The sequence below is a fragment of the Trichocoleus sp. DQ-A1 genome (assembly GCF_039961955.1).
GTDB lineage: Bacteria > Cyanobacteriota > Cyanobacteriia > Cyanobacteriales > FACHB-T130 > FACHB-T130.
The window spans coordinates 121,676-134,672 of sequence record NZ_JAMPKE010000012.1; the positions used below are offsets into that span (position 1 = coordinate 121,676).

General features: G+C 47.7%; 9 protein-coding genes. 4 read left to right on the forward strand and 5 right to left on the reverse strand.

The window, feature by feature from the left end; all coding sequences use genetic code 11:
• Positions 1-218 precede the first annotated feature (218 nt).
• The gene (locus NDI33_RS14135) at positions 219-3,032 is read right to left on the reverse strand and encodes a PAS domain S-box protein (protein ID WP_190678938.1); all 2,814 of its coding nucleotides are present in this window, start codon (positions 3,030-3,032) and stop codon (positions 219-221) included.
• Positions 3,033-3,719: 687 nt separating this feature from the next.
• On the opposite strand from NDI33_RS14135, the gene NDI33_RS14140 reads away from it, so the two are divergent.
• A complete protein-coding gene (locus tag NDI33_RS14140) occupies positions 3,720-4,220 on the forward strand; it encodes a hypothetical protein (protein WP_190415077.1) in 501 nt (166 codons plus the stop codon).
• Positions 4,221-4,311: 91 nt separating this feature from the next.
• Here NDI33_RS14140 and NDI33_RS14145 read toward each other — a convergent pair whose 3' ends face one another.
• Both NDI33_RS14145 and dnaK read right to left on the reverse strand, forming a co-directional pair.
• A complete protein-coding gene (locus NDI33_RS14145) occupies positions 4,312-5,310 on the reverse strand; it encodes a J domain-containing protein (protein WP_190415078.1) in 999 nt (332 codons plus the stop codon).
• Positions 5,311-5,459: 149 nt separating this feature from the next.
• Positions 5,460-7,607: a molecular chaperone DnaK gene (dnaK, locus tag NDI33_RS14150; protein WP_190415079.1), complete on the reverse strand. Its 2,148-nt coding sequence runs from the start codon at positions 7,605-7,607 to the stop codon at positions 5,460-5,462.
• A gap of 105 nt (positions 7,608-7,712) precedes the next feature.
• Here dnaK and NDI33_RS14155 point away from each other — a divergent pair, with 105 nt between their 5' ends.
• Positions 7,713-9,137, forward strand: a complete 1,425-nt coding sequence (locus NDI33_RS14155; RefSeq protein ID WP_190678940.1) for a hypothetical protein — start codon at positions 7,713-7,715, stop codon at positions 9,135-9,137.
• A 143-nt stretch (positions 9,138-9,280) separates the two neighbouring features.
• On the opposite strand, the gene NDI33_RS14160 is transcribed toward NDI33_RS14155, so the two are convergent.
• Positions 9,281-9,682 carry a hypothetical protein gene (locus NDI33_RS14160; RefSeq protein WP_190678942.1) on the reverse strand — a complete coding sequence of 134 codons (402 nt, stop codon included), beginning with the start codon at positions 9,680-9,682 and terminating at the stop codon, positions 9,281-9,283.
• A gap of 197 nt (positions 9,683-9,879) precedes the next feature.
• On the opposite strand from NDI33_RS14160, the gene pds reads away from it, so the two are divergent.
• Together pds and crtB are read left to right on the forward strand one after the other, a co-directional pair.
• Positions 9,880-11,313 carry a 15-cis-phytoene desaturase gene (gene pds / locus NDI33_RS14165; RefSeq protein ID WP_190678943.1) on the forward strand — a complete coding sequence of 478 codons (1,434 nt, stop codon included), beginning with the start codon at positions 9,880-9,882 and terminating at the stop codon, positions 11,311-11,313.
• A 125-nt stretch (positions 11,314-11,438) separates the two neighbouring features.
• Positions 11,439-12,368, forward strand: coding sequence for a 15-cis-phytoene synthase CrtB (gene crtB, locus NDI33_RS14170; protein WP_190410266.1), 930 nt, complete (start codon positions 11,439-11,441; stop codon positions 12,366-12,368).
• 239 nt (positions 12,369-12,607) lie between these two features.
• Here the strand turns inward: crtB and NDI33_RS14175 are convergent, their stop codons facing one another.
• Entirely contained in the window at positions 12,608-12,967 is a 360-nt protein-coding gene (locus NDI33_RS14175; RefSeq protein WP_190440118.1) for a DUF952 domain-containing protein, read from the reverse strand.
• Between the last annotated feature and the right edge of the window lie 30 nt (positions 12,968-12,997).

A 12,997-nucleotide genomic window follows, 5' to 3' on the forward strand; every position in this document is an offset into this window, starting at 1 on the left:
TTTAAGATTTTCTTTCTCAAACCCAAAATCTAGTTTTAAGCGATCGCTCATCTATCCACCCACAGATGCTCCTTAAGGGGGGATTAACTTAGTAACAGGGAAAATTACTCCAAAGTCTGGCGATCCAAGGGATTGAGAGGTTCTCCCAGGATTACAGCATTAACCAAAAAGGATTGCCTTAGAAAATCCTTCTGTCGTTTGAAATCGCGGAAAATGTGTCAATTCCCTTGCCTTGGACTTTGTGTGACTGGAATCTCTACAACGAACTCGGTTCCCTCTCCCACTACTGATACACAACTGATCGACCCTCCATGTTTTTCTGTGACAATCTGATAGCTGATTGCTAATCCTAGCCCGGTGCCCTGACCGATTGGCTTGGTCGTGAAAAATGGGTCAAAAAGTCGCGCCTTGACATTCTCACGGATGCCGGGGCCGTTATCTGCAATTCGCACAACAATTTTGTTCGCGTTCAAAACCTCAGTGCAAATCTGGATGGTCGGTAATTGAGAATTAGGAATGGGGAACTCGCTATTAGAACTTGTTTCTCCAGAATCCATGAGCTTTTGACGATTAGAGGGCAACCCTTCTAAAGCATCTATGGCATTGCTCAAGATATTCATAAATACTTGATTCAGTTGTCCTGCATAACACTCTACTTCTGGCAGCGTGCCATATTTCTTAATAACTGTAATTCCTGGAGAATCTGGTTTAGCTTTCAGCCGATTCTGCAAGATTAAGAGGGTGCTATCAATACCCTCGTGAATATCAACCGGCTTCATTTCTGCTTCATCCAGGCGGGAGAAGGTTCGCAAAGAGAGGACAATCTGGCGGATGCGGTCAGCGCCTAACTTCATTGAAGCGACCATTTTGGGCAGGTCTTCAAGAACAAACTCAATGTCTAAAGCCTCAACTTCTTCTTGAATCTCTGGCGCGGGATTGGGATAGTACCGTTGGTAGACTTTCATTAGATTGAGCAAGTCTTGTGTATATTGCTCGGTGTGGATGAGATTGCCGTAGATAAAGTTAACGGGATTATTAATTTCATGCGCCACTCCAGCGACCAGTTGACCCAAACTGGACATTTTTTCAGTCTGAATCAGTTGAGATTGGGTCTTTTTGAGTTCGTGCAAAGTTTGTTGCAACTGCTGGGCTTTTTCTCGTTCCTTCGCTTCCGACTGGCGCAAGGCATCAAGAGCTTGCTTGCGATCGCTAATATCATTGTTAATTTCTAGTCTGGCGGACACCTGACCAAATTCATCTAATTGCAGCGTCCATCGGCTGGCTACCGTGATTTGAGTGCCATCACGCTTAGTGTGAATTAATTCGCCTTCCCAATTCCCTTCACGCAGGGATATCTCTAGAACTTCCTCTTTTGGTAGAGGAAAGACAGTTTGCAAGAAGGTGTGGATGTACTGACCGAGTGTTTCTGCTTTTGTCCAACCATATAGTCGTTCAGCGCCCTGATTCCAATAGCTAATCTTGTCATTCAAATCCCGAATGATAATCGCGTCACTGGCTAAGTCAAGCATCTCCATGTTCTGCCGCAAGGCTTTCTCCGCCTGCTTGCGTTCGGTAACGTCTTCTATGGTGCTGAGGATACCGATTACTTTGCCCATCGCATCGTGAATGGGAACTTTGTTGATGTCTACCCAGAGTTCTTCATTGTTTGGCTGAATCAAGCGTTCGATAATATGCAGTTCCGGGGTATCCGTTGCCATCACGCGACGGTCGTCTTTGCGGTATTTTTCTGCTATTTCTTGCGACCACAAGTCATAATCCGTCTTGCCAATAATGTTTTCTGGATTGCTAATCCCAGTGATTTGACATGAAACCTTATTACAGCCTAAATAGACAGAGTTTCTATCCTTCCAGAAGATATATTGGGGAATATTATCTAAAATCAGTTGCAGCAGTTCTGCGCCTTTGCGAATGTCCTCAGCCGCTTTGCGATCGGTGATATCATTGCCAAATTGAATCACATCAACCAATTTGCCTCGCTCGTCAAACCGCTTCAGAACATTCCAATTGATAATCCGTTTTTCTCGATTCTGGATGGTCAAAACTGTTTCATAGTCGCGGACACCTCCATGCTTCAGGGTGGATAACAACTGCTCGATGCCTCTGTATTCGTCGTCAGCATAAAAGATTTCCCACCAGTTGCGTCCAATTAATTCTTCTGCGCAGTAGCCTGTTACCTGCTCAACAGCAGGATTGACAAATGTAATCACCCCATCAAGCTTTAGCCCAACGACCAGTGCTGGTGTAGTCTGAACAATAAATGATGTATAGTCGCGTTCTTTCTGAAGTTCATTTTCTGTCCGATAGCGATCGCTCATCTCCCCATAAATAAGCCTGTAAACCCATAAAGCAATAATAAAATTTAGGAATACACCGCTTAAAAATGTAATTAGAGAGTCACGAGCCTGGTCTTTCGCTTGTTGGTACCGCTCCTTCAACAAATGCTTTTGGTCATTTTCCAAATCATTGACAAGCAGGCGGATGTTATCCATCACTACCTTGCCTTCATTCGTCTTAACTAATTGTTGCGCGGCTTCAAATCCCTTGTTTTTTCGTAATTCGATTGACCGTTTCAATTCAGAAAATTTACTTGCAGTCAGAGATTCCAGAGTGCCGAGCTTCTGCTGTTGATTGAGGTTATTTCCCGCTAATCCCTTGAGAAACTCAACTTGTTGATTAACCTTAGCTGTTGCTGTGTAGTAGGGTTGTAAATAAGCCTCGTCTCCAGTGATTATGTAGCCACGCTGCCCAGTTTCTGCGTCCTTGATTCCGGAAAATACATCATCAAGCTGATTAATGAAGGTAAAGGTATCGTCTACTGAGTTATTCGCTTGCACAAGTTGCGTGATACTCCGGTACGAAATCCCACCAATGCTAACCAGTAGGACAGTTGCCACTCCCAGACCTCCCGCAACCTTGTAGAAGAATTTCCGATGCAAGTGCTTCGTTGAGCTGCCCTCAGTGGGTGCATACACTAGATCAGCTTCATTTTTAGGCAGAATCGCTTTCATCATGGCGTGTTTCAGTGAACTAAGGTTGAGGGTGAACGATAACCAGTAGCAGCTTCCAGACTTAGAAAGCGAAGCTTGATTGCATTTTTCGGATAGCGATGAAAAGCCTATAGTGTTCTCTTGATGAGGATTTTACTTGGGCAAGGGCATCGAGAAAAGATTTTGTAAATCTGATTCCATCCTTGTCTTAAAGGTATATTTGCCTAATAAAGTTCATTCTTTAGACAGATGTTTTCTCTTGATTTTATTTGTAAACGCAAGTTGAACAATATCGGCAGAATGAGGCAAATGTTAAGCCTTTTTGCGAGATAGAGTCCAAAAAACTTTTAGAGCCGCGTCATCAAACTCGGCTGCAACCTAATTTCGACTCAAAAAACGTCTAGATGGAAATCTCCGTTTCAGGGTTTTACACATCTTAAACGGGTCTAGAGCGCGATCGCCTTCTTGGTAGGCGGCGATGCAGCGACTCGCACCTGTTTTCTTTGCAAGCGATCGCACTTTACCAAGCCGATGGTGCCCTCCTGACTCAATTAACTAGCTTAGGAATTTACTAAAATTCTTAATGATTTGGAGAATTTAACTAAATGTAAATTCCTAACAGCAAAACTGCCAAAAATCGAAAAGATACTTCATATCGTTTCTAAAAACAATTCGATAAGCTGAAAGAAGACAGAAAGTTGAGGAAATTATATGACCGCTTTTTCTAGCGCTGGATTAAAGCAACCAGCATGGCAAACAACCGTCACCTTTACGTTGGCTTTCTGGCTTAGCGGAAGCTTGCTTTTGGACTGGGTAATTATGCCCAGTTTGTTTGCAACCGGGATGATGACTCAACCTGGATTTGCAACAGCAGGTTATTCAATTTTCTGGATTTTTAATCGGATTGAATTATTATGTGCAGCCTTAGTGTTAACGGGGCTGTTGGTTCTTCACCGCACTCAGGCTGCTTCTAAGCTGGGAGGGCGCAAAGTAATTTTCTTATCCCTGTTCTTGCTGACAATTGCCATTATTGATACATATTTTTTAACCCCACAAATGAGCGCGCTGGGGCTACAGCTCAATCTTTTTGAACCCGTTGCTGAGATTCCTGCCGGGATGAATCAAATGCACGGGGGCTACTGGACATTAGAAGCGTTGAAGTTGATTGCTAGCGGTACGCTGTTAGGTTTGTGCTATCGCGATCGCGCTTAAACGCCAGTATTTCAATTAAAGCCCATCTCATCCGTCAGACTGAAGTCTGCGGCTAGACAAAAAATTAGCCCTGCCTGCGCGGGCTAATTTTTTAGCGTTGAACTGGCAAATCGAGACGGGGTTTAAAGGTTTCGATTTGCCGCAGCTTTTCGTAGAGTTCCCGTTCTTGGGAAGTGACCGTTTTGGGAACCACAACCTGAATTTCAACTAACTGATCGCCGCGATCTCCTCTACCTGTCGGGTAGCCTTTTCCGGCAAGGCGCAGGCGCTTCCCGTGCCCGACACCGCTAGGAAGCGTCATTTTCACCAAACCATCCAGGGTAGGGACTTCCACGGCTCCCCCCAAGACTGCCTCGCTGGGAGTGACTGGCAATTGGCAGAAAATATCCGAGCCTTCTACTTGAAAGAAGGCGTGGGGCGATACGGTAATTTTGAGGTACAAGTCGCCACCTTCAATGCCCTGACCCTTCAGCCGGATGCGTTGCTCGTTGACCATTCCGGGTGGCATATCCACTTCCAGCGATCGCCCATCTTCCAGCCGAATCCGCTCTCGTCCTCCCTGATAAGCTTTTTCGAGGGGCATCGTCAGTCTGGCTTCAACATCGCGCCGACTAGGGCGCGAATTCACGGTGTAGGATGTTTTCGTGTTACCAGGACGGAAGGTATCGGCTGAGGCAACTCGGTTGTTGGAACTGGGTGCCTGAGTAGCTACACGGGTTTCCCGACGTCCTAGCAGAGTATCGACAAAGCTGTTAAAGTCCGGGTAATCGTCATATTTTAATTCTTGCGTGCCGTTGCGACCGTTGGAGCGAGTCCCCCAGGCTTTAGTCCCCTTCGTCCCTTTAGCGCCCTTGAAACCGCTCCGGTTCCAGAAACGGCTGAACTGATCGTATTGCGATCGCTTTCCTGGATCAGAAAGAACTTCGTAAGCCTCACCGATATCCTTGAACTTTTCTTCTGCTGTCTTGTCGCCAGGATTTAGGTCGGGGTGATACTGCCGAGCTAGCCGCCGATAAACTTTCTTTATTTCGTCGCCGGAGGCATCACGAGCAACGCCCAGCATCTGGTAGTAGTCCCGAAAATTTTGCATAGTTAATTAACAATTAGCTGTTACCGATTAGCTGTTACCGATTAGCTGATTGAGCGTTGGATATTCACAGTTTTAGCAGACAAATCCTCTACTATTTGTGCCAGACCGCTTCAATAGCTAACAGCTAATCGCTAACAGCTATAGCTAATTTACAGCCAATCATCATCATCATCCCAATCATCCTCAGGTTGAACAATTCTCGAAGTCCGGCGGGGAGCCGCGTCACTATCCCGACTATACCGCTGACCGCCTGTAGAGCCGCTATTGCGACGGTCATCGTCATAGCGATCGCGCGAACGGCTACTCTCCGAGCGATCTTGATAGCGGCTACCCTCCGAGCGATCTTGATAGCGGTTACTTTCATAACGATCTTGATAGCGGCTACTCTCATAGCGGTCTTGTGTCGAGTTGCCAAACAAGGAATCGCCTTCGCCGGAAAACGTGCGACGGATCGATCCGAAAAAGTCGTCCTCGTCCTCCATTGATTCCATCCGCACCTCTCGGTTCAGCTCGTAGAGAGCATCCTGGAGATCGCTTTGTGCCCGATCCACAGACCGATCGTCATCGCGGGCAATGCTCTGGCGCAGTTCCTGCACCATGTTCTCAATGCGACGCCGCTGACCGGCAGCAAACTGCATTCCATAGGTCAGCGCCACTTCTTTCAGTTGCCGTTCCGCACTGAAAGCCAGTGCTTCGGCGCGGTTGCGCTTCTCCACCCGTTCGCGCCGTTCCCGATCTGTTGAGGCATATTGCTCGGCTTCCTGAATCATCCGGTTAACTTCCGATTCGCTTAAAGTGGAAGCCCCTTGAACGGTGATGCTCTGCTCTCGCCCTGTCGTCCGGTCTAACGCCGTCACCTGTAAAATGCCGTTGGCATCAATATCAAAAGATACCTGAACTTGGGGCACTCCTCGCGGTGCTGGGGGAATGCCAGTGAGCTTAAACCGCCCTAGCGACTTGTTATCAGCCGCCATTTCCCGTTCCCCTTGAAGGACGTGAACTTCCACCAAGGTTTGGTTATTTTCAGCGGTCGAGAAGATATCCGAACGCCGCACGGGTATCGTCGTGTTTCGGGGGATGAGTTTCTTCATCACGCCGCCTATCGTTTCCAATCCTAGGGACAAAGGCGTGACATCCAGTAGTAGCACGTCTTTGACTTCACCGGCGAGGATTCCTGCTTGAATTGCGGCACCCACTGCCACGACTTCATCTGGGTTAACGTTCTCGTTTGGTTCCTTGTCAATTAAGCTACGAACCAGCTGTTTCACCAAGGGAATGCGAGTAGAACCGCCCACTAACACCACTTCATCAATCTTGGAGGGGTTCAGACCAGAATCCACTAAAGCGCGTTTGACGGGTGCCTTCAATCGGCTCACCAGATCCCCACACAATCCTTCAAATTGCGCCCTCGTCAACCTGGTTTCTAAGTGTACGGGACCTTCTTCCGTGGCAGTGAGAAAAGGTAAGTTAATATCGGTGACTGTAACGCCAGACAGCTCAATTTTGGCTTTTTCGGCGGCTTCCGTGAGGCGTTGTAAGGCTTGGCGATCGCGTCTGAGATCTACCCCTTCTTTTTCCAGAAACTGCTCTGCCAGCCAATCCACAATTTTTCGGTCAAAATCGTTCCCGCCCAATTGGGTGTCGCCACTGGTGGCTTTTACCTCAAACACTCCATCCCCCACTTCCAGGATGGAAACGTCAAATGTACCGCCGCCCAAGTCAAACACCAGAATCGTCTGAGTATCCTTGCGATCCAAACCATAAGCCAAAGATGCAGCCGTTGGCTCGTTAAGAATCCGCAATACATCCAACCCGGCGATTCGCCCAGCATCTCGCGTCGCTTGCCGTTGGGAATCATTGAAATAAGCCGGAACTGTAATCACCGCGCCCGTCACCGGTTGTCCCAGATAACGACTCGCCTCATCTGCCAACTTTTGCAGCACCATTGCCGAGATTTCTTCTGGAGCAAATTCCCGCTTCAGTCTGGGGCATTTGACTTTAATATTGCCCTCGTCATCCCGCCGAATCGTGTAGGGAACTTGCTTCGAGGTGGGGCTGAGTTCCGCATACTTGCGTCCGATGTACCGTTTTACCGCATAAAACGTATTCTGCGGGTTTAGAACGGCTTGCCGCCGTGCCATTTGTCCAACTAGGCGTTCCCCGTCTTTGCTGAAGCCTACCACGGAGGGAGTAGTCCTCATGCCTTCCGCATTGGCAATGACAACGGGCTTGCCGCCTTCCATGACAGCTACGACTGAGTTGGTTGTTCCGAGGTCAATGCCGACTACCTTGCCCATGCGATTCGTGTTCTCCTTACCTAACTTAATATACTGAGAACAATTTGCTGGATTTATTCTATCTTGCTGTCAGGAATGAGCAGTATCAGGCAAGAGAGAAACTCAATGATATATCGACTCTTTATTATTTTTGCTGCGAATCATCGCTTCTTGTCCCGCTTTACTGCCGTCGTGGCAGGATGTTTGCTGGCGATTGGCTGTTCGACAACGCTAGTACCCCAAATTACCCATAGGAACCTGCTGGTTCAGCCCTTAGCTGCCACAACAGCAGCGACTAAGAGCGATTCCTTGTCGGAGGCAATTAACTACGCTAACAGGGCTGCTACCCTGGCTCAAACGGCTAGATCGGCGGCGGACTGGGATGAAGTTGCCCAAACATGGCTAAGCGCGATCGCATCCCTGCAAGCCATACCACCCGACAGTCCCCAACGAGTCTATGCCCAGAAGAAAATTATCGAGTATATGGCTTTTTTGCAGGTAGCCCAACAAAGAGCCGCTGCAACCAGCTTTCAGTTAAAATACCCCACCTTTAACAACCAATTGCTTGATAATCAGCTAGTTCTTTATCTGTCCTACATCGCTGCCCTTGGCCCACCCGATATTTTAATTGTAGGCAGTTCCCGCTCTTTGCAGGGAGTCGATCCCAAACAGATGCAGCAAGCTTTAGCGGGTAAAGGTTTTGGGGGATTGAAAATCTTTAACTTCGGGGTGAATGGCGCGACTGTCCAAGTGATTGATTTGTTGTTGCGGAAAATTTTAACCGAAGAGCAGTTGCCGAAACTCATTGTGTGGGCGGATGGAGTGAGAGCCTTTAACAGTGGGCGTGTAGATCGGACTTATAACTTGATTTTGGCTTCTCCAGGCTACAAGCGCTTATTAACGGGCAATCGCCCCTTAAGTGGTATTACACCCTCTAACCGCCCGGATACACTCTTAACAGCGACCCCACCTCCAAACCTCAACTCAGTTGCTGATACCAACCTAGACGAAATTCCCCAGAATGAAAGCCAGTTTAATATCACCCTTTTGAATTCTCAGCCGTCCAGCGAGACAATACTGGCTCAAAATACTCTAGGAGGATTGACTCCCGACTACTCGGCAGCGGCAATCGACGCCAATGGATTCCTTCCCGTAAGTATCCGATTTAATCCTGCTATTTACTATCGACAAAAGCCGCGAGTTGCAGGCGCTTATGACAGTGATTACAGTGCCTTCCAACTCGGAGGTAAGCAGGAGGTGGCGTTGAATAATTTAATGGTATTTGCCAAGCAGCGTCGGATTCCAGTATTCTTCATCAACCTGCCTTTAAGTAGGGATTATTTAGACCGAACTCGTCTTAGAGCTGAGCAACAATTTAGACCTTATATGGTTCGCCAATCTAGTGCTAAAGGATTCATCTTTCTCGACTTATCCAGACAGTGGACAAACCAAAATGGCTATTTTGCCGATCCCAGCCATCTAAATCGCTATGGTGCGGCTGTCATCGGTCGCCAAATTGCTGCTGATACTAGAATTCCCTGGCCTCGCTAGATAAAATATTGTCCGCACCATTGAATGCTAGAGCTAAACAAAGCTCGCAATGCGGACAATTAGCATCTATTTTTTCCTTATTGTCATTGCGACGATTTGGTACGATTGCACCCTTGGGGTTTAAGTTTTCTCTCCCTAATCTCCTAAAACTCCTCGTTCTCATCTAAATCTAAATAAGGATCAGGATTGAAATCTTGTTGTATTGTCACTTCATGCTCATAAAAAGCTTGAGGATTTGGAGGATAACAGAGAATAAATCTAGTCTGTTTAATTTCAACAGCATCTTCAAGCCGAGTTTGGATGGAAATTACTTTTTTTAATAGCCGTTGATAAATGACCAAGCTAGGGCAGATGACAACTAATTCTGTCATTCCAGTGTCGTGATGAGTGATTCTCCACTCACAATGGCTAAACAACGCTTTTAGGGAACCATTTAGCTTTTCATACAGGCGTTGTCTTTGAGCGCGTACTGCTGCAAGCTCCTTTGCCAGTGCCCTATCTCGTTCGCTGAGTGGTTGAGGTGCATCGGGATTGTCTTGACTCATCGGTCTTTCCTGCGGGTTCAGCTCGGACGATAATTTCTCATTATTGCCCCGATGCGATCGCAGCTAATATTCATCGATCGGGAGAGGGTGACAACTTTACAGAGATTTGCAGTGGGGTAGCGCTATCTTCTGTAACGAAATGCAACGTATAATGAGAGCGACCAAACACGCAAGCAGCTATAAGGGTAGACCATCAGATGCGAGTTGCGATCGCTGGGGCGGGTTTAGCAGGGCTTTCCTGCGCCAAATATTTGACAGATGCCGGTCACACTCCCATCGTTCTAGAACGTCAGGACGTTCTAGGCGGTAAGGTGGCAGCATGGAAAGACGAAGACGGCGACTGGTACGAAACCGGACTGCACATCTTTTTTGGGGCTTATCCCAATATGTTGCAGCTATTTAAGGAACTCGGTATTGAAGATCGATTGCAGTGGAAAGAACACACAATGATCTTCAACCAGCCCGATGCCCCCGGTACTTATTCTCGCTTTGACTTTCCGGACATTCCGGCACCATTTAATGGCGTCACAGCGATTTTGGGCAACAACGATATGTTGACTTGGCCTGAAAAAATTCGCTTCGGGATTGGTTTAATTCCGGCGATGGTTCAGGGGCAAAAATACGTTGAGGAGATGGATAAATACTCGTGGTCGGAATGGATGAAAAAGCAAAACATCCCCCCACGGGTAGAAAAAGAAGTTTTCATTGCCATGTCCAAAGCACTGAACTTCATTAACCCAGATGAAATTTCTGCCACGATATTGCTGACCGCTCTCAATCGCTTCCTTCAGGAAAAAAATGGCTCAAAAATGGCATTTTTGGATGGTTCCCCGACCGAGCGGTTGTGTCAGCCAATGGTAGATTACATCACCGAGCGCGGTGGGGAAGTGCGGTTGAATATGCCGATCAAGGAATTTTTGCTCAATGCCGATGGCACGGTGCGGGGATTCTTGATTCGCGGGTTGAATGGTGCTGCGGATGAAATTATTACGGCGGATGCTTATGTATCTGCAATGCCGGTTGACCCCCTGAAGGTGATGTTGCCTCAACCTTGGCGTCAGATGGAGTATTTCCAAAAGCTAGACGGCTTAGAGGGTGTCCCGGTCATCAACGTGCATCTGTGGTTTGACCGAAAATTAACTCAAATTGACCATCTGCTGTTTTCGCGATCGCCCTTGCTTAGTGTCTACGCGGACATGAGCAACACCTGTCGCGAATATGCGAACCCCGACCGCTCAATGTTGGAATTGGTGCTGGCACCAGCAAAAGATTGGATTAGCAAATCGGATGGGGAAATTGTAGACGCCACCGTTGCAGAATTGGAAAAACTTTTTCCCGATCATTTTGGGGGTGAGAACCCAGCCAAGTTGCTGAAATATCACGTTGTCAAAACCCCTCGTTCAGTCTACAAGGCAACTCCAGGGCGTCAGCAATATCGTCCTTCCCAAGAAACACCGATTGCGAATTTCTATTTGACGGGTGATTACACCATGCAGCGTTACCTAGCGAGTATGGAAGGTGCCGTACTTTCTGGTAAGCTGACAGCGCAGGCAATTGTGAGCAGTCAGTCGTCAGTAGTCACCGATCAATCGTCAACGGTCACCGATCAGGCGTTAGTCGTTAGTGGGTAATGGTTAGGGGGAAAGAGTCTACTCCCGAATATCTGACTATCTATTACCTGCTACCAAAGAACAACAGACTCAGGACAATTGACAATTGACAACGGAAAACTGACAATCTCTGGTGCCTGTACTGAATGCTGCAACTGTCTAATTTCCCGCGCATGAGAACGCTGGCTTCAATAGAGGACGCTTACCAACTCTGTCGCCAGATTACGGCTAAGTACGCAAAGACGTTTTATCTGGGTACGCTGCTGATGCCAGCAGCCAAGCGCCGTGCCATCTGGGCAATTTATGCTTGGTGTCGTCGCACCGATGAACTGGTAGACGGTGCCTCAGCTGCGATTACGACTCCTGAAACTTTGGATCGATGGGAAAAACAGCTAGAATCTGTTTTTGCCGGCGAACCCCTAGACGACCCGGATGTGGCTTTGGTAGATACGCTGAAACGCTTCCCGATGGATATTGAACCATTTCGGGATATGATTGCGGGTCAGCGAATGGATCTCTACCGCAGCCGATACAAGACCTTTGAGGAACTCAATCTTTACTGCTATCGGGTTGCCGGGACGGTGGGGTTGATGTCTACCGCGGTGATGGGTGTCGATACGGAACCGTATACAGCACCCTGGAAACGCAATCAAGAGATTTATATTCCGACCTCGGAAGCGATCGCACTTGGCATTGCTAACCAACTCACTAACATCCTGCGAGATGTCGGAGAAGACGCCCGTCGGGGTCGCATTTACCTGCCCCTCGAAGAATTGGCGTTATTTAACTACACCGAACAGGATCTGATGAATGGGGTAGTCGATGAGCGATGGCGCGAATTGATGCGTTTCCAAATTCAACGGGCACGCAAATTCTACGTTGAAGCCGAACAGGGAATTGGTGCCCTTAGCCCCGATGCTCGTTGGCCCGTTGCGGCGGCTTTAATGCTCTATAGCCAAATTCTCGATCGGATTGAACGCAATCAATACGATGTATTTAGCACCAGAGCTTACGTCCCGACTTCCCGGAAGCTGCTGAGTTTGCCAGCGGCTTGGTTGAGGGCGCAGGTGCTATAACTCTGTGGCGCTGGCGGCTTGTGGCGCTGGCGACAACCAGAGGAAAATCAACTCACGTCTGTAAACTTTATGTTTTTTGGGATTAGCCATTCCCGATTTCAAGTCCGTTTATTGAGCAATCGATAAGCGGACTTGCTCCTATTCAATCCTTTGATAGCCCCAAATCAACCAGAAATGCGGCTCAGGTTGCCTCTAATGGGCAACGAATGCGGCTAGATGAGGATGCTCGCTCTCGTTCTTCAAGCCTTATTAGCACTCCCAGCAATCTCTGGCGGCAATTCAAAGCAGCCATCTTCCCCCGGAGAAAAATCCAGCACTTGCACCACAGCATTGATATTTAAAGGTCCATAGATATGAGGAAACCGTTCTCCTTCGTCGAATCCCTCGTATCGGATTTCTGCCTCAACTGCCTCCGAATCAAGGCACAGGAGGACTAAGCCACTTTGGGAATGAAAAAAGCTATTCGCTACATTAATAACTTGCTCTGGCGTTGAGCAGTGGATAAAACCCTCCGATTCCAGCGTATCGCCACAATATTTTTTAGTTGATTTTGCTTCTTCCCACTGTTCGCGCTGCGTGATGTGCAAAATAATACTCATAAAATTTCGCAAAAATTGTTAATTTTACAG

What these genes read in the sequence shown, in the direction of transcription:
- NDI33_RS14135 (WP_190678938.1), bottom strand. Translation starts at nt 3,032, where the DNA reads ATGATGAAAGCGATTCTGCCTAAAAATGAAGCTGATCTAGTGTATGCA.
- NDI33_RS14140 (WP_190415077.1), top strand. Translation starts at nt 3,720, where the DNA reads ATGACCGCTTTTTCTAGCGCTGGATTAAAGCAACCAGCATGGCAAACA.
- NDI33_RS14145 (WP_190415078.1), bottom strand. Translation starts at nt 5,310, where the DNA reads ATGCAAAATTTTCGGGACTACTACCAGATGCTGGGCGTTGCTCGTGAT.
- dnaK (WP_190415079.1), bottom strand. Translation starts at nt 7,607, where the DNA reads ATGGGCAAGGTAGTCGGCATTGACCTCGGAACAACCAACTCAGTCGTA.
- NDI33_RS14155 (WP_190678940.1), top strand. Translation starts at nt 7,713, where the DNA reads ATGATATATCGACTCTTTATTATTTTTGCTGCGAATCATCGCTTCTTG.
- NDI33_RS14160 (WP_190678942.1), bottom strand. Translation starts at nt 9,682, where the DNA reads ATGAGTCAAGACAATCCCGATGCACCTCAACCACTCAGCGAACGAGAT.
- pds (WP_190678943.1), top strand. Translation starts at nt 9,880, where the DNA reads ATGCGAGTTGCGATCGCTGGGGCGGGTTTAGCAGGGCTTTCCTGCGCC.
- crtB (WP_190410266.1), top strand. Translation starts at nt 11,439, where the DNA reads ATGCTGCAACTGTCTAATTTCCCGCGCATGAGAACGCTGGCTTCAATA.
- NDI33_RS14175 (WP_190440118.1), bottom strand. Translation starts at nt 12,967, where the DNA reads ATGAGTATTATTTTGCACATCACGCAGCGCGAACAGTGGGAAGAAGCA.